General features: G+C 70.6%; 20 protein-coding genes and 2 tRNA genes. 17 read left to right on the top strand and 5 right to left on the bottom strand.

All coding sequences use genetic code 11. The annotated features are described in order from the left end of the window. Positions 1-17 precede the first annotated feature (17 nt). The 6 genes from nudC (at position 18) to ACFQRI_RS17120 (ending at position 5,296) form a co-directional block, all read left to right on the top strand. Positions 18-944 (top strand): NAD(+) diphosphatase, encoded by a 927-nt coding sequence (gene nudC, locus ACFQRI_RS17145; protein ID WP_380669713.1) that lies wholly within the window; start codon positions 18-20, stop codon positions 942-944. 165 nt (positions 945-1,109) lie between these two features. Next, the gene (locus tag ACFQRI_RS17140) at positions 1,110-3,194 is read left to right on the top strand and encodes an ATP-dependent DNA helicase UvrD2 (protein ID WP_380669711.1); all 2,085 of its coding nucleotides are present in this window, start codon (positions 1,110-1,112) and stop codon (positions 3,192-3,194) included. A gap of 165 nt (positions 3,195-3,359) precedes the next feature. Further along, complete coding sequence (locus ACFQRI_RS17135) at positions 3,360-3,560, top strand: hypothetical protein (protein ID WP_380669709.1); 201 nt, start codon at positions 3,360-3,362, stop codon at positions 3,558-3,560. A 129-nt stretch (positions 3,561-3,689) separates the two neighbouring features. Beyond that, positions 3,690-4,046: a WhiB family transcriptional regulator gene (locus ACFQRI_RS17130; protein ID WP_380669707.1), complete on the top strand. Its 357-nt coding sequence runs from the start codon at positions 3,690-3,692 to the stop codon at positions 4,044-4,046. Between the two features lie 46 nt (positions 4,047-4,092). After that, entirely contained in the window at positions 4,093-4,305 is a 213-nt protein-coding gene (locus ACFQRI_RS17125; RefSeq protein WP_380669705.1) for a hypothetical protein, read from the top strand. 91 nt (positions 4,306-4,396) lie between these two features. Further along, positions 4,397-5,296 carry a class I SAM-dependent methyltransferase gene (locus ACFQRI_RS17120; RefSeq protein ID WP_380669703.1) on the top strand — a complete coding sequence of 300 codons (900 nt, stop codon included), beginning with the start codon at positions 4,397-4,399 and terminating at the stop codon, positions 5,294-5,296. A 54-nt stretch (positions 5,297-5,350) separates the two neighbouring features. Here ACFQRI_RS17120 and ACFQRI_RS17115 read toward each other — a convergent pair whose 3' ends face one another. Together ACFQRI_RS17115 and ACFQRI_RS17110 are read right to left on the bottom strand one after the other, a co-directional pair. After that, complete coding sequence (locus tag ACFQRI_RS17115) at positions 5,351-6,676, bottom strand: ABC1 kinase family protein (protein WP_380669701.1); 1,326 nt, start codon at positions 6,674-6,676, stop codon at positions 5,351-5,353. Between the two features lie 272 nt (positions 6,677-6,948). Beyond that, positions 6,949-7,098, bottom strand: a complete 150-nt coding sequence (locus tag ACFQRI_RS17110; protein WP_010693945.1) for a DUF5679 domain-containing protein — start codon at positions 7,096-7,098, stop codon at positions 6,949-6,951. A gap of 225 nt (positions 7,099-7,323) precedes the next feature. Here ACFQRI_RS17110 and ACFQRI_RS17105 point away from each other — a divergent pair, with 225 nt between their 5' ends. Beyond that, positions 7,324-7,878 (top strand): M48 metallopeptidase family protein, encoded by a 555-nt coding sequence (locus ACFQRI_RS17105; protein WP_380669698.1) that lies wholly within the window; start codon positions 7,324-7,326, stop codon positions 7,876-7,878. 61 nt (positions 7,879-7,939) lie between these two features. On the opposite strand, the gene ACFQRI_RS17100 is transcribed toward ACFQRI_RS17105, so the two are convergent. Then, positions 7,940-9,346: a zinc-dependent metalloprotease gene (locus ACFQRI_RS17100; RefSeq protein ID WP_380669696.1), complete on the bottom strand. Its 1,407-nt coding sequence runs from the start codon at positions 9,344-9,346 to the stop codon at positions 7,940-7,942. Between the two features lie 129 nt (positions 9,347-9,475). Here ACFQRI_RS17100 and ACFQRI_RS17095 point away from each other — a divergent pair, with 129 nt between their 5' ends. Then, a complete protein-coding gene (locus tag ACFQRI_RS17095; protein WP_380669694.1) occupies positions 9,476-10,480 on the top strand; it encodes a YlbL family protein in 1,005 nt (334 codons plus the stop codon). Positions 10,481-10,668: 188 nt separating this feature from the next. Here ACFQRI_RS17095 and ACFQRI_RS17090 read toward each other — a convergent pair whose 3' ends face one another. Further along, the gene (locus ACFQRI_RS17090; RefSeq protein ID WP_380669692.1) at positions 10,669-11,181 is read right to left on the bottom strand and encodes a PPA1309 family protein; all 513 of its coding nucleotides are present in this window, start codon (positions 11,179-11,181) and stop codon (positions 10,669-10,671) included. A gap of 200 nt (positions 11,182-11,381) precedes the next feature. On the opposite strand from ACFQRI_RS17090, the gene ACFQRI_RS17085 reads away from it, so the two are divergent. The 3 genes from ACFQRI_RS17085 to ACFQRI_RS17075 all read left to right on the top strand — a co-directional run bounded on the left by ACFQRI_RS17085 (position 11,382) and on the right by ACFQRI_RS17075 (position 14,832). Next, on the top strand, positions 11,382-14,288 hold the full coding sequence (locus ACFQRI_RS17085) for a UPF0182 family protein (RefSeq protein ID WP_380669922.1): 2,907 nt from the start codon (positions 11,382-11,384) through the stop codon (positions 14,286-14,288). Positions 14,289-14,472: 184 nt separating this feature from the next. After that, positions 14,473-14,546, top strand: a tRNA-Met gene (locus ACFQRI_RS17080). A gap of 212 nt (positions 14,547-14,758) precedes the next feature. Continuing rightward, a tRNA-Met gene (locus ACFQRI_RS17075) sits at positions 14,759-14,832 on the top strand. A 90-nt stretch (positions 14,833-14,922) separates the two neighbouring features. On the opposite strand, the gene ACFQRI_RS17070 is transcribed toward ACFQRI_RS17075, so the two are convergent. Beyond that, positions 14,923-15,129: a hypothetical protein gene (locus ACFQRI_RS17070; protein WP_380669690.1), complete on the bottom strand. Its 207-nt coding sequence runs from the start codon at positions 15,127-15,129 to the stop codon at positions 14,923-14,925. A gap of 372 nt (positions 15,130-15,501) precedes the next feature. Between ACFQRI_RS17070 and ACFQRI_RS17065 the strand changes: the two genes are divergently transcribed. The 6 genes from ACFQRI_RS17065 (at position 15,502) to ACFQRI_RS17040 (ending at position 20,459) form a co-directional block, all read left to right on the top strand. Then, the gene (locus ACFQRI_RS17065; protein WP_380669688.1) at positions 15,502-15,999 is read left to right on the top strand and encodes a PadR family transcriptional regulator; all 498 of its coding nucleotides are present in this window, start codon (positions 15,502-15,504) and stop codon (positions 15,997-15,999) included. 131 nt (positions 16,000-16,130) lie between these two features. Continuing rightward, positions 16,131-17,237, top strand: coding sequence for a peptide chain release factor 2 (gene prfB / locus ACFQRI_RS17060; protein ID WP_380669686.1), 1,107 nt, complete (start codon positions 16,131-16,133; stop codon positions 17,235-17,237). Positions 17,238-17,351: 114 nt separating this feature from the next. Continuing rightward, a complete protein-coding gene (ftsE, locus tag ACFQRI_RS17055; RefSeq protein WP_380669684.1) occupies positions 17,352-18,041 on the top strand; it encodes a cell division ATP-binding protein FtsE in 690 nt (229 codons plus the stop codon). A 55-nt stretch (positions 18,042-18,096) separates the two neighbouring features. Beyond that, complete coding sequence (ftsX, locus tag ACFQRI_RS17050; protein WP_380669682.1) at positions 18,097-18,999, top strand: permease-like cell division protein FtsX; 903 nt, start codon at positions 18,097-18,099, stop codon at positions 18,997-18,999. Between the two features lie 75 nt (positions 19,000-19,074). Then, positions 19,075-19,551 carry an SsrA-binding protein SmpB gene (gene smpB / locus ACFQRI_RS17045; RefSeq protein WP_380669680.1) on the top strand — a complete coding sequence of 159 codons (477 nt, stop codon included), beginning with the start codon at positions 19,075-19,077 and terminating at the stop codon, positions 19,549-19,551. 2 nt (positions 19,552-19,553) lie between these two features. After that, positions 19,554-20,459 (top strand): amidohydrolase family protein, encoded by a 906-nt coding sequence (locus ACFQRI_RS17040; RefSeq protein WP_465269726.1) that lies wholly within the window; start codon positions 19,554-19,556, stop codon positions 20,457-20,459. The last annotated feature ends 28 nt before the right edge of the window (positions 20,460-20,487 follow it).

Below are 20,487 nucleotides of genomic sequence, written 5' to 3'. Positions count from 1 at the left end.
CTTTAGAAAGCGAAGGCATGACACGCGAAGCGTTCGCCGGGGCCGGGTTCCAGCTGGACAGCCCGCCGCTGCTGTCGCGATCCACGGTCGATCGGCGCGAGGAGCTGCGCGACTCCCTCGACGGCGGGACGCGGTTGTGGAAGACGGGCCGGGTCGTGCTGGTGGACGGCAAGGGCCGCACCCCGATCGACGTCGACGGCGGGCTCGCGATGCAGCCGGCCACCGACTTCGGCGATGCGCCCGCGCCGGGCGCGGTGCTGCTCGGCGTCGAGGAGGACGTCAGCTACTGGGCGCTGCGCACCGACCACGACGGCGAGGCCGAGGGGTGGCGCGACCTGCGGCTCGGCGGCGCGATGCTCGGCGACACCGACGCGGGCCTGTTCACCACCGCGGTCGGGTTGCTCAGCTGGCACGACCACGCGCAGTACTGCGCGGTGTGCGGCGCCGCGACCACCCGGGTTCGGCTCGGCTGGGCGCGCAGCTGCACCGGTTGCGAGCGCGAGGAGTACCCGCGCACCGACCCGGCGGTGATCTGCCTGGTGCACGACGGGGCGGACCACGTGCTGCTGGCCCGCCAGCCGATCTGGCCGCCGCACCGCTTCTCGGTGCTGGCCGGGTTCGTCGAGGTCGGCGAGTCGCTGGAGGCCTGCGTGGCCCGCGAGGTCGCCGAGGAGGTCGGCGTGGACTGCGGCCAGATCCGCTACCTCGGCAGCCAGCCCTGGCCGTTCCCGCGCTCGCTGATGCTCGGCTTCGCCGCGGTCGCCGGTCGCGACCAGCCGCTGGTCCCGGCCGACGGCGAGATCGAGGAGGCCCGCTGGGTGCACCGCGACACGATTCGCGCGGCCCTGGAGGCCGACGGCGAACCGGTCGACGGCGTCCGCCTCCCGCCCAGCGTCTCCATCGCCTACCGGATGATCAAGGGCTGGGCGACCTGGCAGTCGTGACCCGGCGGGCGCCCGTTCCCTTTTCTCATCGGAAGTCCCGGCGCAGAGATCCGGGGACTTCTGATGAGAGAAGGAACGGGCGCCGACCGGTCGGGGCGGTCGTTTGCGCGACACGGGGTGCGGGTGTCGCTCTTCCGGGTGGGGGCGTCTGCAAGGATGCTCGGCATGGCCGAACTACCGCGACTCCTGGAAGGTTTGGATCCGGAGCAGCGGGAGGCGGTTGCGGCGCCGCGGGGGCCGGTGTGCGTGCTGGCAGGTGCGGGCACCGGTAAGACGCGGACCATCACGCACCGCATCGCCTACCTCGTGCAGCGCGGCCTCGTCGCACCCCAGCAGGTGCTGGCCGTGACGTTCACCGCGCGCGCCGCCGGCGAGATGCGCACCCGGCTGCGCGGTCTCGGGGCCGCCGGGGTGCAGGCGCAGACCTTCCACGCCGCCGCGTTCCGGCAGCTGCGCTACTTCTGGCCGCGGATGCACGACACGCAGATGTGGCAGCTCACCGACAACAAGTTCCGCATGGTCGCCACCGCGGTCAACAAGCTCGGCATGTCCACCGAGAAGGAGGACGTGCGCGACGTCGCGGGCGAGATCGAGTGGGCCAAGTCCTCGCTGATCAGCCCCGAGCAGTACCCGGCGGCAGCGGCGGCGGCCGGCCGCGAGGCGCCCGTGGCCCCGGAGCTGCTGGCTCGCGCCTTCGCCGCGTACGAGCAGGTCAAATCGCGCGCGCAGCTGCTCGACTTCGACGACCTGCTGCTGCACATCGCGGGCATCCTCGAGGCGTCCCCGGAGCTGGCCGAGGAGTTCCGCGGCCAGTACCGCTCGTTCACCGTCGACGAGTACCAGGACGTCAACCCGCTGCAGCAGCGCGTGCTCGACGCCTGGGTCGGCGACCGCGACGACCTCACCGTCGTCGGCGACGCCAACCAGACCATCTACTCCTTCGCCGGTGCCGCGCCCAAGTGGCTGATCAACTTCCCGCGCAAGTACCCGGACGCGACCGTGGTGCGGCTCGAACGCGACTACCGCTCCACGCCGCAGGTCGTGGACCTGGCCAACCAGGTCATCGGTGCCGCCCGCGAGCGCCCGGCGGGCACCCGGCTCAAGCTGATCGGGCAGCGGCCGCCGGGGCCGCGCCCCGACTTCGCCGAGTTCGACGACGAGACCGACGAGGCCGAGGCCATCGCGCGCAAGGTCGCGAAGCTGGCCAAGCAGGGCGTGCCGCTGTCCGAGATCGCGATCCTGTTCCGGATCAACGCCCAGTCCGAGGCCTACGAGAAGGCCCTGGCCGACGCCGAGATCCCCTACCAGCTGCGCGGCGGGGAGCGCTTCTTCGCCCGCGCCGAGGTCCGGCAGGCCATGTCCGCGCTGCGCACCGCCATCGCCCGGGACGTGGCCGCCGAGGACCTGCCCGGCGCGGTGCGGGAACTGCTCGTCGAGGTCGGGCTCACCGAGGAACCGCCCTCGGGCGGTGCGGCCCGGGAGCGCTGGGAATCGCTGATGGCACTGGTCGAGCTCGCCGAGGAGCTCGTCGCCGAGGTGCCCGAGGCGGACCTCGCCCGCTACGTCGCCGAGCTCGACGCGCGCGCCGAGTCGGCGCACCCGCCGACCGTCGAGGGCGTCACCCTGGCCTCGCTGCACGCGGCCAAGGGCCTGGAGTGGGACGCGGTGTTCCTGGTCGGGCTCACCGAAGGCACCCTGCCGATCCAGCACGCCAACACCGACGCGGCCGTCGAGGAGGAGCGCAGGCTGCTCTACGTCGGTGTCACCAGGGCCCGCGAGCACCTGCACCTGTCCTGGGCGCTGGCGCGCGCGGGCAGCCGCCGGTTCCGCCGCCGCAGCCGGTTCCTCCACACCCTGGTGCCCGACGAGCACCCGGCCGCGCTGCCGAGCAAGAACAAGGTCCGCGAGCAGCAGCAGCTGATCAAACCCGCCAAGTCGGCCAAGCCGAAGTGCCGGGTCTGCGAGGCCGCGCTGTCCGGAACGATGGACATCAAGCTCGGCCGCTGCCGCGACTGCCCGTCCGACCTGGACGAGGACCTGCTGACCAAGCTCAAGGCCTGGCGCAGCGAACGCGCCCGGCAGCTCAAGGTCCCCGCCTACGTGGTGTTCACCGACGCCACGCTGACCGCGATCGCCGAGCAGCGGCCCACCGACGTGCCCGCCCTGGTGGAGATCTCCGGCATCGGGGCCACGAAGGTGCAGAAGTTCGGCGACGACGTGCTCACGCTGATCAACGGCGAGCAGAACTGACCGCCGGGCGAATTCGCTGGTCGCGCAGCTCTTCTGCTCGCTCGGGGGAATCTGCGAAAAATACGTTGCGCGGATGTCGCGCGTCCGCATAACCTGCTCATGCGCGCGCTGCGGAGCGCGCGCCGAACGGACCGACACGACCAGCCGGACGAGGAGGTGGCGAAGATGGGCACGTTGATCTCGACGCGCAGCACCGCCCCGAGCCACCTCACGGCCGGGGTCAACGCGCGCTACCAGGGCACCCATGTGTCCGCCATCGCCGGCAAAATCGCAGGTGACGTGCGCCCGCAGCCGCGTCTCCGCGCTTTTGCGGCGAATGACCCGCGCAAGTCGGTCCGCTGGCCCCTTCTGGATCCGCTGATCTAGGAGGAGCCCCCAGGCTTTCACAAGGCCGCGGACCTGACTCGGGTCCGCGGCCTTTTTGCGCGCCCGACCGGTTCCACCCGCCCGCACCGAGCACCACAACGTCGCAGCTCGACTACTGGAGGAAGTCGTATGTTCACCGCGAGTGTGCCGATAACCGACTCGGCCGAGAGCTCGCTGCCCGAGGTCGACGGCGTCGCGGAGCTCCTGGAGAGCTCCGCGCGGCTGGACGACCAACTGCCCTGCCGACGCGACCCGGACCTTTGGTTCGCCGACAGCCCCGCCGACCTGGAGCGGGCGAAGACCCTGTGCGCAGACTGCCCCCTCAAGCAGCAGTGCCTGGACGGTGCGCTGGCGCGCAGCGAGCCCTGGGGCGTCTGGGGCGGGGAGATCTTCGAGCGCGGCCGGGTGGTGGCCCGCAAGCGGGGCCGCGGCCGCCCGCGCAAGCACCCGCGCCCGGAGGACACCCGCCCGGGCCGAGCCGCCTGATCCCACCGACGAGTTGACCCTCCCGAGAGGGGAGGCCGGAGAAGTCATGTCCTACCAGTCGAATCGCCAGATCGTCATCCAGCCGAACAGCGCGGAGGTGCGCAGCATGATCCCCGAGGAGTACGTCCGAATACGCGAGGAGGAGATGCGGGCCGAAGCGGAGCGACAACGCCGCGCCCAGCGGCTCCTCGCCGGCCGCTTGTGGAGATCGCTCGCCGGCTACGCAACGCGGCGCGCCGAAGCGGCCGAACGCCGGTAGGCCCGCGCTCGTGCGGCGGGCGCCGCCGCACGAGCGCGCCGGGCGGGAACGGCGTGCAGGTGGGGTGCGGGGCGGTCTAGGCTCGGTGGTCGTGGCTGGACACTCGCATTCGCACGACAACATCGACTGGGACGAGCACCTGCAGCGGTTGCGGGAGGCCGACGAGTTCAACGCTCCCGAGATCGAGGCGCTCGTCGACAAGCTGCTCCGCCCCAGCGACCGCACCGTGATCGAGATCGGCGCGGGGGCGGGCGGCACCGCTGCCGCCTTCGCCGCCGCTCTGCAGGGCGCGGACGCCGAGCTGACCATCGTCGACACCGCCGAGCAGCTGCTGGCCGCCGCCGGGCAGCGCGCGGGTGAGGCCACCGCCGACACCGGGGCCGACGTCGCGGTGCACACGGTGCGCGCCGACGCCGCCGACGACTCGCTGGCCGCGGAGATCGCCCGCTCCGAGGCCAGCGAGCGGGCCGATCTGGTCTACGCGGCGTTCGTGGTCCACCACCTGCCCGATCAGCTGGCCGGGCTGCGCCGCCTGGCCGACCTGGTCCGCCCCGGCGGTCGGCTGGCCATCGTCGAGTTCGGGCTGCAGACCAAGACGCTGCCCGCCGACATCGGCCTCGGCGAGCCCGGCCTGGAGGCCAGGCTGATCGCCGCTCGGGAGAAGTGGTTCGAGCAGATGCGCGCGGACATGGACGGGGCGGTGCGCTTGCCGATGGGGTGGAACCGGGCGCTCGGCGAGGTCGGGCTGACCGGGGCGCGATCGTTCAGCTACCTGGTCGACCGGCCGGCGCCGCTGGACGAACCGGGCCGGGCCGCGGTGCTGCGCAGGCTGGAGATGCTGCGCAGGCACGCCGAGGAGCGCCTCGACCCGGCCGACGTGGCCGCGCTCGACGCGCTGCTGGACCCCGCGGGCGAGCACTACGCGGGCTCCCGCGACGACGTCTTCTACCTGACCGCCAACACGGCCCACGTGGCGACGAAGCCCGAATAGCAGTTCTGCCTGAAACCGCCGAGCCCCCAGCGAGGCGGATTCAGGCAGAACTGCTCAGGCCGTCGGGCGCTGGTCCTGGAAGCCGGGTTGGTAGGCGGTGATGATGCTGCGGGCGTCGAGCTCGGCGTCCAGCTGGCAGAGGATGCCGATCGCACCCATGGTCACCCGGTGGATCAGCAGGTAGTCCGGGGGCAGGTTCAGCGAGCGGCTGGTCCGGAAGTCGGGGCTGCGCAGGTCGCCGACCCGCTCTGCCTGGCACTGCAGCCAGGACCGGGTGAAGTGGAACCGCTCGGCGCGCGCCGGGTCGACGAACGGGGCCAGGAAGGTCAGCACGTCCTCGGCGCGCACGTCCTGCTCCGGGCGGATGAACCGCTCGGCGCGCATCAGCTCCAGCAGCTCGACCGGCCGGTCCTCCAGCGCCAGCCGGATCATCGTCCCGAAGGTCTCCGGCAACCCGTCCGGCAGCCGGGACACCGCGCCGAAGTCGATCACGCCCAGCCGGCCGCCGGGCAGCAGCATGAAGTTGCCCGGGTGCGGGTCGGCGTGCAGCATCCCGATCCGCGCCGGGGTGGAGTAGTGGAACTCCGCCAGCAGCCGCCCGGCCAGGTCGCGCTGCTCGCGGGTGCCCTCGGCGATGATCTGGGAGAACGGCGTGCCGGTGATCCACTCGGTGACCGCGACCTTCGGCGCGCTGGCCACCACCCGCGGCACCACGACTTCGGGGTCGCCGGAGAACTCCTTGGCGAACACCCGCTGGTTGTCCGCCTCGATCCGGTAGTCGAGCTCCTCGACCATCCGGTCCTGCAGCTCCTGCAGCAGCGGCTTGATCTCCGCGCCCGGGGCCAGCGACTGGAACAACCGGGAGAAGCGCATCAGCTGCCGCAGGTCCGAGCGCAGCGCCTCGTCCGCGCCGGGGTACTGCACCTTCACCGCGACCTCGCGGCCGTCGTGGTACACCGCGCGGTGCACCTGCCCGATGCTCGCCGACGCGGCGGGGGTCTCGTCGAACTCCCGGAACCGGTCGCGCCAGGCGGTGCCGAGCTGGGCGTCGAGCACCCGGTGCACGCTTTCGGATGACATCGGCGGCGCCGCCGACTGGAGCTTGGTCAGCGCTTCCCGGTACGGCTCGGACATCTCCTCGGGCACCGCCGCCTCGAACACGCTCAGCGCCTGCCCGAACTTCATCGCCCCGCCCTTGAGCTCGCCGAGCACCGCGAAGATCTGCTCGGCCGTGCGGGTGGAGATCGACGAGTTCACCTCGGCGGCGTCCTGGCCGGTCAGGCGCCTTCCCCAGCCCGCGGCGAGCCGTCCGGCGACGCCGAGCGGCAGGCCGGCGAGCTTGGCGGTCCGCTGTGCTGCTCGACGGGGAATGTCGGCCACGAATTCTCCCTAGGTGCGCGCAGGAAAACTCCCTCGAGAACCGAAAGCGGACGAACCGGCATTCGGGAATCGAGAAACCTGGTCACATGCTAGAGGCTCCGCGCCGGTGGTTGCGATCGTCGGAGACCGCGAATCGTTTCCGGCGGCGACCGCGGAAATGCGAATCGCGATCGCCGGGCATTCGCGCAACGCCCCGACGCGCCGGCCGGGCGGCCGGCGCGCGCCGCGCGGCGGGTGGCTGGGTGGGCCGGGACCGGCCCACCCGTGGCCGTTCACGCCTTGCCGAGGATGCGGGTCATCTTGGTGCCGCAGACCGGGCAAGTGCCCTTGGCCATCCGGCGTCCATTGGTCTCCGAGACCTCACCGGAAAAATCGCGCTTCTCCCGGCACTTGACGCAGTAGCCGTTGTACGTCTCGGCCACGGCTCCCCTCCTTCTGGTAATGACCCAGCCTCATCGCTGGGTCCTCTCCGGGCCCTGTGGGCGGGCTGGGGGAACGGTACAGGTGGAGCAATTCGAATGCATGCATTCAGCGCATGTCACGTTGGACTCGATGGAGTAATCATACGGCGCTCGCGCCTGCTCGCGGTTGAGGTGCAGCTCACAGGGGGAGCCGTTCGTCGGGGAGGGTCGCTAGGGTCGACTCCCGTGGCTGAACCCGAGGTCGAGGTCCGCCGCAGCAAGCGCCGCCGACGGACGGTGAGCGCCTATCGCGACGGCAACAAGGTCGTGGTGCTGCTTCCGGCACGGATGAGCCAGACGGAAGAAAAGCGCTGGGTGGCGGACATGCTGAGCCGCTTGCAGCGCAGCGAGACGCGCCGCCGCTCCCCCGCGCGCGAGTCGGACGCCGCGCTGTCGCGGCGGTGCCGGGAGCTGTCCGCGAAGTACTTCGACGGGCGCACCGAACCCAGCTCGGTCCGGTGGGTGCCGCCGATGCGGACGCGCTGGGCCTCCTGCACGCCGAGCGAGGGGACCATTCGGGTGAGCGAGCGCCTCCGAGATGTACCCGGTTGGGTGCTCGACTACGTGCTCGTGCACGAGCTGGCGCACCTGCTGGTGCCGGGGCACGGCAAGGACTTCTGGACGTGGGTGAAGCGCTACCCCAAGACCGAGCGCGCGATCGGCTACCTGGAGGGGTTGTCCGCGGCCGCCCAGCTGGGCATCGAGGCCGACGACGACCTCGACGAGGCCGAGGGGGACTGAGCCGCCGGGCGGGGCGGCGCCCGAGTTCGCGCTGCATCGGGCACCGTCCCGCCCCGCGGGGTCACTTGTCCTGCGAGTCGTCCTCGCCGTCGTCCGAGTCGCCCTCGGCGGCCTCGGCCTCCTCCGCGCGGCGGATCGCCGCGATCGGGTCGTCCAGGTCGGCGGAGCCCGAGCCCCAGGTGTCGGCGAAGTCCAGCGGCTCGTCCAGGTCCGAGGCGTCCGGCAGCAGGTCCGGGTGGTCCCAGACGCGGTCCCGGCCGTCGGTGCCGTGCCGCTCGCCCATCAGCCGCCACAGGTTCGCCGCGTCGCGCATCCGGCGCGGGCGCAGCTCCAGCCCGATCAGGGTGGCGAAGGTCTGCTCGGCGGGGCCACCGCTGGCCCGGCGCCGCCGCACCATCTCGGCCAGCGCCTCGGCGCCCGGGATCCGGTTGCCCAGCGCGTCGGCGACCACGACGTCCACCCAGCCCTCGACCAGCGCCAGCAGCGTCTCCAGCCGCTTGAGCGCGGCCTCCTGCTCCGGGGTGGTCTTGGGTTCGAGCATGCCGGAGTTCATCAGCTCCTGCATCGAGGCCGGGTTGGCCGGGTCGATCTGACCGGCCATCTCCTCCAGCGCCGAGGTGTCGATGCTGATGCCCCGCGCGTACTCCTCGACGGTGGCCAGCAGCCGCTGCCCCAGCCACGGGACGTGGCCGAACAGCCGGTGGTGCGCGGCCTCGCGCGCGGCCAGGAACACGGTGGCCTCGCTGACCGGCCGGTCCAGGCCCTCGATGAACTTCTCGATGTTGGCGGGCAGCAGCGCGGCGGTGCCCTCCGGGCCCAGCGGAAGGCCCACCTCGGTGGAGGTCAGCACCTCGCCGCCGAGCTGCGCGAGGCCCTGGCCCAGCTGCGAGCCGAAGGTCATCCCGCCCATCTGGCCGAGCATGGACAGCAGCGGCCCGGCGGCCTGCTTGGCCTCCTCGGGCAGCGCCTCCAACCAGGCCGAGGACATCCGCTGGGCGACGGGGTCGCACAGCCGCTGCCACACCGGCAGGGTCTTCTCCACCCAGTCGACCGAGGACCAGGTCTGCACCGAGCGCACGCCCGCTGGCAGCGAGGTGGCGGCGTCCAGCCACAGCTCGGCCAGCCGCACCGCGTCCTCGATGCCCTTGACCTGCTCCTGGCTGGGCCGCTCGGTGCGGTTGTTGTTGTGCAGCTGCTGCACGGCCAGCTGCTTGGCCAGGTCGTAGTTGACCGGACCGGACTGCTGGCCGCCGCCGGAGCTGCTCAGCGCCTGCCCGAGCTGGGTCAGCATCTGGCCGAGCTGGCCGATGTCGAAGTTGGGCATGCCGCCCGGACCGGGCATGCCGGCGAACCCGAACGGATCGTTCGGGTTGGAGCCGGAACCGCCCTCAGAGCGGCCTTGCGACGAGTCGCCCTTGTCAGGGTCGTCGGGGTCCTGCGAGCTGAACCCGAACGGCATATTGGTCATAGTTCCACCGTACGCGGCGCGGGCGGGGCAGAAGTAGGCCTCCGCCCTTCGTCGGAGGCGAACACCGCACACATCGCCCAGGGCGAACACGTACGCTGTGGCCTCGTGAACCGCCGCACCTGGACGCTGTTGACGAGTGTCGTTCTGGTCGTCGCCTTCGGACTGCTCGGTGCGTTCGTACCGGTGCCGTTCGTGGCCCTGGGCCCCGGCCCGACCTACGACACGCTGGGCAACGACGGCGACAAGCCGGTCATCGAGATCGACGGGCGCCGGACGTTCCCGACCTCGGGGCAGCTCAACATGACCACCGTGTCGGTCACCGACCGGATGTCGCTGTTCGGCGCGCTGGGCATGTGGGCGTCCGGGCGCTACGCGCTGGCGCCGCGGGAGGTGTACTTCCCGCCGAGCAAGAGCGAGCAGGAGATCGAGCAGGAGAACGCCAAGGCCTTCGACGACTCGCAGACCAGCGCGGAGACCGCGGCGCTGCACTACCTGGGCTACCCGATGCGGGTGCTGGTCGGGCAGATCATCGAGGGCGGCCCCGCGGAGAACGTCCTGCGGCCCGGCGATCGGCTGATCTCGGCCAACGGCAAGCCGGTCACCGATCCGCAGTCGCTCAAGGCGGCGCTGGCCGGGACCAAGCCCGGCGACCGGGCGGAGATCCGCTTCTCCCGGGAGGGCGGCCCCGAGCAGGTGGCCAACATCCAGCTCGGCACCTACCCGGGCAGCGACGAGAAGCAGGGCTTCCTCGGCGTCTCGCCGACCGAGCGGCCGGACGTGCCGTTCGACATCAAGATCCACCTGGCCGACGTCGGCGGTCCCTCGGCAGGCCTGATGTTCAGCCTGGCGATCGTGGACAAGCTGACCCCCGGCGAGCTCAACGGCGGCGAGTTCGTCGCGGGCACCGGGGAGATCGACGCGGCCGGCGTGGTCGGCCCGATCGGCGGCATCCAGTTCAAGATGGTCAAGGCCCACGAGGCGGGCGCGACCACGTTCCTGGTCCCCGAGGAGAACTGCTCCGAGGCCAAGGCCGAGGCCCCCGAGGGGATGCACCTGGCCAAGGTCCACACCCTGCAGGACGCCACCAGGGCCCTCGACGCGATCCGCAACGACCGGGCCCCCGAGAGCTGCTGACAGAACCGTCCTCGACTCCCGGGTCTGCTTCGCTCCGCGCTGCGGGCAGCAGGTCCTGAGCGGCTTCGCGGACCGCGGCCGCCGCCCCGCGCGCGTCGCGGCGGCCGCGCCACCGAGCCGCCCAGGACCTGCGGGCCGAATCCCCGACCTGGAGCGGCGGCTCCGCCGCGCCCCCTGGAAGGCGTTCCTCAGGCCTGGAAGGTCCCGTGCAGGGCGGTGAGCAGGTTCGGTGCGAGGGAGCGGTCGGCGTAGAGCTCCTCGTCGTGGTCCCGCACGCGCATGACGCAGATGTCCTCGCCGCCGCGCAGCACCGCGGCCACCAGCCGCGCCTCCTGGCGGTCCGGGTGCTCGGCCGCGGCGCGGGCGGCCTCGTCCTGGTCCTCGGGCAGGTCGGACTCGGCCTCCGGCGGCAGGATCACGATCTCCTGCACCAGCGCGCAGCCCTCGACCTGCTCGGGCCACTCGATGCGGGACAGCGCCTCGGCCAGGTCCTCGGACGGCAGCGAGTCCTGAGCGATGGGCGTCAGCGGCGCGTTCGGGTCCAGCTGATCGGACAGGTTCGGTTCGGCGGTCAGCAGCTTGTCGGTGTCGACCAGGGCGAACACCTGGGCCGGCTGGTCCCAGCCCGCGGAGTGCACGAACTCCTCGATCTCGCGGGCGGCGGTCGGCAGGGCGGCGGTCAGTTCCTCGGCGGAAGACATGCGCGACATCGTCGCACCCGGTCACGCGTGTTCCCGGAGTGGTCGCCCGTTGCGAAATCGTGTCCGAAAAATTCCGTTCGCGCACCGGGTTAGCAGGAACTTCACGGCGAGGTCGTAGAGTTGAACATCACGAGGGGTGCCGGTGTCCGCACTGGTCGCCCCAGCCCTGCTGATCGTCACCAGGAGCGTGCGCTGTGGCCATGCGGCCCCCGGTCGGAATGCCGAAACTGTCCCGGCGAAGCCGGATCTTGCTGATCTTGGGCGGGGTGGTGCTGATCGCCCTCATCGCCGGCTCGCGAGTGCTCGGTGCCTACGTGGACTGGTTGTGGTTCGGCGAGGTCGGCTACCGGCAGGTGTTCCGCACCCAGGTGGTCTCGCGGCTGATGCTGGGCGTGATCGCGCTGGTGATCGTGGCCGGCGTGCTGCTGCTCAACCTGTGGCTGGCCTACCGCAACCGGCCGGTGTTCGTGCCGGTCAGCGGCCCGGACGACCCGCTCGCCCGGTACCGCACGGTGCTCACCGAGCGGTCCCGGCTGTTCGGCCTGGGCATCCCGATCGCCGTCGGGCTGATCGCCGCGCTGGCCGCGCAGGGCCAGTGGCAGACGCTGCAGCTGTTCCTCAACAGCGTCCCGTTCGGCAGGACCGACCCCGAGTTCGGCAACGACATCAGCTTCTACGTCTTCCAGCTGCCGTTCTGGCGGATGCTGCTGTCCTGGGCCTTCGTCGCGGTGGTCGTGTCGTTCATCGGCTCGCTGATCACCCACTACATCTTCGGCGGCATCCAGCTGCAGGGCCGCTCCGGGCAGCTGTCCATGCCCGCGCGCGTCCAGCTGGCCGTGCTGGCCGGGATCTTCGTGCTGCTCAAGGCGGTCGACTACTTCTTCGACCGGTACGATCTGCTGCTGTCCAACCGCAACAACCTGTTCACCGGTGCCAGCTACACCGACCTGAACGCCGTGCTGCCCGCGAAGCTGATCCTGATGTGCATCGCGGTGTTCTGCGCCCTGGCGTTCTTCGCGGTGATCTTCCTGAAGAACCTGCAGATCCCGGCGCTGGCCGCGGTCCTGCTGCTGCTGTCCAGCGTGGTCGTCGGCGCGGTGTGGCCGGCGCTGCTGGAGCAGTTCTCGGTGCGCCCGAACGCCAACCAGCGCGAGGCCGAGTCGATCGAGCGCAACCTGGCCGCGACCAAGCACGCGTTCAACATCGGCGAGAACAAGGTCACGGTCAAGGACTACCCGGGCCGCACCCAGCTGCAGCCCAGCGAGGTGGCCGCGGACGAGGGCACGATCCCGAACATCCGGCTGCTCGACCCGAACATCCTGTCGGCGACGTTCACCCAGCTGACCCAGCAGTACAACTTCTACGGCTTCCCGGACAAGCTCGACGTCGACCGCTACCGCGACGAGAACGGCAAGCTGCAGGACTACCTGGTCTCGCTGCGCGAGATCAACACCGACGGGCTGGCGGCCAACCAGCAGAACTGGATCAACCGGCACACCGTCTACACCCACGGCAACGGCTTCGTCGCCGCGCCCGCGGGCCGCGTGGACTCGACCTTCGAGGAAGGCCGCAGCCAGGGCGGTTACCCGATCTTCCAGATCAGCGACGTGGCCAACAACGGCCAGGGCGCGATCCCGGTCAAGCAGCCGCGCGTCTACTACGGCGAGCTCGCCGGGCGCAGCGACTACGCGATCGTCGGCGGCGACCCGGGCGAGGCGCCCCGCGAGTACGACACGGACACGCAGAAGTTCACCTACGACGGCCAGGGCGGCGTGCCGGTCGGCAACCTGTTCAAGCGGGCCGTCTTCGGCGCCTACTACGGCGAGCGGAACTTCCTGTTCAGCGGTGCCATCGGGGAGAACTCGAAGGTCATCTACGAGCGCAACCCGCGCGACCGCGTGCAGAAGGTCGCCCCGTGGCTCAAGCTCGACGGGGACCCCTACCCGGCGGTGGTCGACGGCCGCATCAAGTGGATCGTCGACGGCTACACCACGCTGGACAACTACCCGTACGCGCAGCGGACCGAGTTCGGCGAGGCCACCAACGACACGAACACCGGTGTCGAGCGCCAGCCCAACCAGCAGATCAACTACATCCGCAACTCGGTCAAGGCCACCGTCGACGCCTACGACGGCACGGTGAACCTCTACGAGACCGACCCGAAGGACCCGGTGCTCAACGCCTGGCAGGGCGTGTTCCCCGGGGTGGTCAAGCCGGAGAGCGCGATCACGCCGGAGCTGCGCCAGCACTTCCGGTACCCGGAGGACGTCTTCAAGGTCCAGCGGCAGATGCTCACCAACTACCACGTGGACAACCCGCAGGACTTCTTCTCCACGCAGACCTTCTGGCAGGTGCCCGACGACCCGACCGCCCGCGGCGGCTCCGGCGGCACCAGCCAGGGGCCGCAGCCGCCCTACTACGTGCTGGCCCAGACCGGTGACCAGCAGGAGCCCACGTTCCAGCTGACCAGCGCGCTCACCGCGCTGCGCAGGCAGAACCTCTCGGCCTGGGTCTCGGCGTCCTCCGACCCGAAGACCTACGGCGAGCTCACGGTGCTGCGGCTGCCCACCAACACGCTGACCCCGGGTCCCAACCAGGTCCAGAACCAGATGGAATCCACCCCGGAGGTCACCGAGAACCGGACGCTGTTCAACAACCCGAACGTCACCGCGATGTTCGGCAACCTGCTGACGCTCCCGGTCAAGGGCGGTCTGCTCTACATCGAGCCGATCTACATCCAGCGGAACGAGGAGGAGTCCTACCCGCAGCTGGCCCGAGTGCTCGTCTCCTTCGGCGGCAAGGTCGGCTTCTCCGAGACCCTGCAGGGCGCGCTGGACCAGGTCTTCGGTTCGGGCGCCGGTCAGGGCGCCGACACCGGCGAGCAGGCGCAGCAGCAGCCCGAGCCGCCACAGGACGGCCAGCAGCCGCCGGGGCAGCAGGAGAGCGGCTCGCCGGAGACCGGCCAGGCCGTCAGCGACATCCAGAGCGCGCTGGAACAGCTCCGGCAGGCCCAGCAGTCCGGTGACTTCGGGCAGATCGGGCAGGCCTACCAGCAGCTCGACGAGGCCATCAAGCGCTTCGAGCAGACCCAGGGCAGCGGCGGCTGAGCCGGCGCGGCCCAGGGCGGGGCGGGAGGTCGACGCGACCTCCCGCCCCGCTGCTCTTCTCCGGTGCTGTGCGCAGCGGGAACCGCCACCGCGGGGCGTTGCGGGACCCCGGTTTGTTCCCGCTCGGCGGCGACCCGTAAGATTTCAGGTACAACAGAACGCGACGGAGAGATCCGGTCGCTGGCGCGGGGTGGAGCAGTTCGGTAGCTCGCTGGGCTCATAACCCAGAGGTCGCAGGTTCGAATCCTGTCCCCGCTACTGAGGAAGGGCCCGGGACGTCGTCTCGGGCCCTTTTCCGCTCGCCAGTTCGACCGCGAACCGCGCGCCGGGTGGCGTGTTTCGCGGCCGGACTGACCACGCCCCTCGCGACCTGGTGTTTCGAGGGTGAGGGACCCCCCCTTTAACCCGGGTGTTGGGCGGGTGCTAACTTATATTCACAACAGAACGCGACGGGGAAATCCGGTCGCTGGCGCGGGGTGGAGCAGTTCGGTAGCTCGCTGGGCTCATAACCCAGAGGTCGCAGGTTCGAATCCTGTCCCCGCTACTCGGGAAGAAGCCCTCCGGCATCGTCGGAGGGCTTCTTCGTGCTCTCGCCCGGCGTGGGGCGTGCTCCCGGCCGCTGGTCGCCCGCCGTTCAGTCCGTGCCTTCGGCCCACTTGCGGGCGCAGGTCGGCGAGCAGACCCGCCCCTCGCCGCGGACGGTCGCCGTCTGGCGCATCGTGCGGCCGCAGACCATGCAGGAGTCCGTTTCGCCGCCGCGCTGCGCGGGCACCAGGGACTTGGCCCGCTCGGTGACCTTGGTGGCCACCTTCTCCCTGCCTTCGTTGACCTTGGTACGCAACCAACTGCGATGCACTGGAAACAACCTCCTGCCCGTGCGCCACTCGGGTCGGGCGACCCGACGGTCACCAGCAGCGTGCGGGTAACCGGTCGTAGTTGTGCAGTTCCAGACCGTGATAGCACCTCATTGCGCGCCCAAGAACCCCCATCCAGGCGAACTGGCCGCCCGGTGGTTGCGGTGCGTGCACCTGTCGGCCTGGCATTCGAGTGGTCGTCGAGCGCGCGGCGCGTTCGACGCCGCCGGGTAGCCGATATCGGGACGTGGCGCCAATGGCGCAGTGATTCGTCCACTCGGACCAGTGCTTCGCAGCCACTGTGGACAGAACCTTGGACCACTGTGGACAGCGCCCCCGGGCCGTGGCACCGTGGTGGTGTGAGCGAGCTGAATGCGACATCCGCTGCCCTGTTGGGACTACTGCACGAGGGGCCGAAGACCGGTGGCCAGCTGGTCGCCGCCGCCACCGAGCGCTTCGGTGGGTTCTTCAGCGTCACCCGCAGCCAGGTCTACCGCGAGCTGCCCGCGCTGACCGAGGCCGGCCTGCTGCGCCTGGGCAAGCAGGGGCCGCGCTCCAGCCAGCAGTACGCGATCACCCCGGCGGGCAAGCGCGCGTTCAAGTCCTGGCTGAACACCGAACCGGGGCCGGACAACGTCCGCAGCCCGCTGATCCTGCGCCTGGTCTACTCCGGCACGCTGACGCCCAAGCAGCGCGCCAACCTCGTCGAGTCGGCTCGCGCCCAGTACGCGGTCAAGATGGACGAGGCCCGCAACGCGGCGAAGACCGCCTCGGACCCCTACGAGAAGGCCGCCGCGGACTTCACCGTCGCCTACAACCGCGCCATCATCAAGCTCCTCGACAACATCCCGGAATGAGGTCGCCCTCCGTGCGGGGCTTCGCGCGTTCCGGAACGGTTTTCGGGCGGATTCGCCGGTCGGAGGGGCAACAGGTGCGAAACGGGCCGTCCTCGTGGGCGGCCCGTGCGCGGTGACGTACGCTGAGCACTGTGAATGCCGACGTCACCGCCGCCCTGAAGGAACTGACCAACACGCTCGAGGGCATCGAGAGCGTGATGGACCTCGAAGCTCTGCGCGCGGAAATCGCCGAGCTGGAGGCCGAGGCCGCCAGGCCCGACCTCTGGGACGACGTCGAGCACGCGCAGAAGGTCAGCTCCAAGCTCGTGCACCGCCAGGCCGACCTGCGCCGGGTCACCGAGCTGCGGCAGCGCATCGAGGACCTGGAGGTCCTCTACGAGCTCAGCGAGGACGAGGGCGACGAGTCCGGCCTGGCCGAGGCGAACGAGGAGTGCGCCCGGCTGCGCAAGGAGCTGGAGACCCTCGAGGTCCGCACCCTGCTCTCCGGCGAGTACGACCCGCGCGAGGCCATGGTCACCATCCGCGCCGAGGCGGGTGGCGTGGACGCCGCCGACTTCGCCGAGATGCTGATGCGGATGTACCTGCGCTGGGCCGAGCGCCACGGGTACCCGTCCGAGGTCTACGACACCTCCTACGCCGAGGAGGCCGGCCTGAAGTCGGCGACCTTCCGGATCAACGCGCCCTACGCCTACGGCACGCTGTCGGTCGAGCAGGGCACGCACCGCCTGGTGCGCATCTCGCCGTTCGACAACCAGGGCCGCAGGCAGACCTCCTTCGCCGGGGTCGAGGTGCTGCCGGTCGTGGAGGAGACCGACCACGTCGAGGTCGAGGAGAAGGACATCCGGGTGGACGTCTACCGCTCCTCGGGTCCCGGTGGTCAGTCGGTGAACACCACCGACTCGGCCGTGCGCATCACGCACATCCCCACCGGCATCGTGGTCAGCTGCCAGAACGAGAAGTCGCAGCTGCAGAACAAGGCCGCCGCGCTGCGCGTGCTGCAGGCCAAGCTGCTGGCCCGCAAGCGCGAGGAGGAGCGCGCCGAGCTGGACGCCCTCAAGGACAGCGGTTCGTCCTGGGGCAACCAGATGCGCTCCTACGTGCTGCACCCGTACCAGATGGTCAAGGACCTGCGCACCGATCACGAGGTCGGCAACCCCGAGGCGGTGCTCGACGGCGAGATCGACGGCTTCCTCGAAGCGGCCATCCGCTGGCGCCGCCAGCAGCAGACCGTGGCCTGATCGACGCCCTGCGGGGTGATCTCCCCGAACGGTGAAACAGCAGGTCAGAGCTGGTACAACCACCTTCCTGGGTGAGTGCTGGGCGGCGCTGGCGGCGAGGGTAAACTGCCGCTCGTGATCCGCCTCGAGCACGTGTCCAAGACGTACAAGACGTCGACCCGGCCCGCCCTTGAGGATGTCTCGGTGGACATCGGCAAGGGCGAGTTCGTGTTCCTGATCGGACCGTCCGGGTCCGGCAAGTCGACGTTCATGCGCATGCTGCTGCGCGAGGAAGTGCCCAACCGCGGCCGCGTCTTCGTGGCCGACTGGAACGTGGCCAAGCTGCCGCGTCGCCGGGTGCCTCGTCTGCGCCAGCGCATCGGTTGCGTCTTCCAGGACTTCCGGCTGCTGAACAACAAGACGGTCTTCGAGAACGTCGCGTTCGCGCTGGAAGTGATCGGTAAGCCGCGCAACGACATCCGCCGAGTCGTCCCGCAGGTGCTGCAGCTGGTCGGACTGGACTCCAAGTCCGACCGGATGCCGCACGAGCTCTCCGGCGGCGAGCAGCAGCGCGTGGCGATCGCGCGCGCGTTCGTGAACCGGCCGCTGGTGCTGATCTGCGACGAGCCGACGGGCAACCTGGACCCCGATACGAGCCAGGACATCATGCTGCTGCTGGAGCGGATCAACCGCACCGGCACCACGGTCGTGATGGCCACGCACGACCACGGCATCGTCGACTCGATGCGTCGTCGCGTCGTGGAACTGAGCCTCGGTCGCGTCATCCGGGACGACGCCCGCGGCGTCTACGGCGTCGGCCGCTAGTCCGCTCCCCGAACCCCGAGGACACCTCCCCCGACCGGCAGGAAAGCAACCCAAGATGCGTGCCAGCTTCGTATTCAGCGAGGTCATCAACGGCCTTCGGCGCAACGTCACGATGACCATCGCGATGATCCTGACGACCGCCATCTCGGTGGGTTTGCTCGGCGGCGGCCTGCTCGCGGTCCGCATGATCGACAAGATGCAGGACACCTACCAGGACCAGGTCGAGGTCGTGGTGTTCATGACCGACGACGTCAGCGCCAACGACAGCGACTGCTCCAGCGAGCCGTGCGCGGGGATCATGTCCTCGCTCAAGTCGGCGCAGGGCGTCCAGAACGTCACCTACGAGAACCGGCAGGAGGCCTTCGAGAACTTCAACAAGGTCTTCAAGTCCCAGCCGGAGCTGCGCGACGTCGCCCGCCCGGAGGCCATGCCGGCCTCGCTGCGCGTGAAGCTCTCCGACGAGAGCCGCTTCAAGCAGATCCAGGCCCAGTTCCAGGGCAAGCCGGGCGTGGACAGCGTCGTCGACCAGGCCGAGTACCTGCAGCAGATGTTCAGCGTGCTGGGCGGCATCCGGAACGGCGCCTTCGGCATCGCGCTGGTCCAGGCCCTGGCGGCGCTGCTGCTGATCTCCAACACCATCCAGCTCTCGGCGTTCACCCGGCGCACCGAGACCGGCATCATGCGCCTGGTCGGCGCCACCCGCTGGTACACCCAGCTCCCGTTCCTCCTGGAGGCGGTGGTCTCCGGCCTGGTCGGCGCGGTCCTGGGCATCGGCGGACTCATCATCGCCAAGCTGGCCTTCCTGGACCGGGTGCTCGGACCGCTCTCGCGCACCGGTGTCATCCCCGCGGTGGAGTGGGGCGACATCGCGTTCGTCTCGCCGATCCTGCTGGTCATCTCGATGGCGATCGCAGCGGTGACCGGTTACGTCACGCTCCGCCTGTACGTCCGGCTGTGACCGCGGCGCGGCGGCCCCCGGCGCGGGGCCGCCGCCTGCGGAAATCCGGGTGACACGGGAGCTAGGGTTGACGGCATGGTGAAGGAACGCGGCCGCAAGGTCATCGCGCAGAACCGCCGGGCGCGGCACGACTGGTCGGTGCTGGACACCTACGAGGCCGGGATCGTGCTCGCCGGCACCGAGGTGAAGAGCCTGCGGCAGGGCAAGGCGCAGCTGGTCGACGCCTTCGCCACGGTCGACGACGGCGAGGTGTGGCTGCGCAACCTGCACATCCCCGAGTACACCGAGGGGACCTGGACCAACCACGAGCCGCGCCGCTCGCGCAAGCTGCTGCTGCACCGCCACGAGATCGAGCGCCTGGTCGGCAAGATCAAGGAGAGCGGTCTGTCCCTGGTGCCGCTGCAGCTGTACTTCAACGACGGCAAGGCCAAGGTCGAGCTGGCCCTGGCCCGCGGCAAGAAGGCGCACGACAAGCGCGCGGACATCGCCAAGCGGGACATGCAGCGCGAGATCGACCGGGCCATCGGCCGCGCCCGCAAGGGCCGCCGCTGATCGTGGCCGGACCGCGCAGCGATGCGGAGGTCGCGGGCTGGGTCGCCGGGCTCGGCCTGCCCGGCCTGATCGACATCCACACCCACTTCCTCCCGGATCGCGTGCTGCGCAAGGTCTGGGCGTTCTTCGACCGCGCCGGCGAGCACTACGGCACCCCGTGGGACATCCGCTACCGGCACTCCGAGGCGACCAGGCTGCAGGTGCTGCGCGACCTCGGCGTGCGCACCTTCGCCCCGCTGGTCTACGCGCACAAGCCGGGCATGGCCGAGTGGCTGACCGACTGGGCGGTGGGCTTCGGCGAGCGCGAACCGGACGCGGTGCGCACCGCGACCATCTACCCGGAACCGGGCGCGGCCGACTACCTGGCCCGGGCGCTGGAGGCCGGGGTGCGCTGCGTCAAGGTGCACATCCAGGTGGGCGACTTCGATCCGCGCGACCCGCTGCTCGACCGGGCGTGGGGCCTGCTGGCCGAGGCGGGGGTGCCGGCGGTGGTGCACTGCGGGCACGGGCCGGTGCCCGGCTCGCACACCGGTCTCGACGTCTTCGAGGGCGTGCTGCGCAGGCACCCGAGGCTGGTCGCGGTGCTCGCGCACGCGGGAATGCCCGACTACCTCGCGGCGTTGGAGCTCGTGGAGCGCTACCCGCGGGTGCACGTGGACACCACGATGGTGGGCGTCGAGTTCTCCGAGCGGACGTCCCCGCTGCCGTCCGACTGGCCGGAGCGCCTCGCCGCGCACCCCGACCGCGTGGTGCTGGGCACGGACTACCCGAACATCCCCTACCCGTACGCCGAGCAGCTCGCCGCCATCGCCGGCTGGGCCGAGGCCGACGACCGGCTCGGCGCGGACTTCCTGCGCGCGGTGCTGCACGACACACCGGGCCGGCTGCTCGGGGTGACCGGGGAATGATCGACGGGTGGGTTGGCGTTATGCTGGG

It is taken from the genome of Saccharopolyspora griseoalba (assembly GCF_042665275.1).
Lineage (GTDB): Bacteria > Actinomycetota > Actinomycetes > Mycobacteriales > Pseudonocardiaceae > Saccharopolyspora > Saccharopolyspora griseoalba.
Note: the sequence above shows the minus strand (reverse complement) of the source record. Positions and strands in the feature narration are given on the sequence as shown.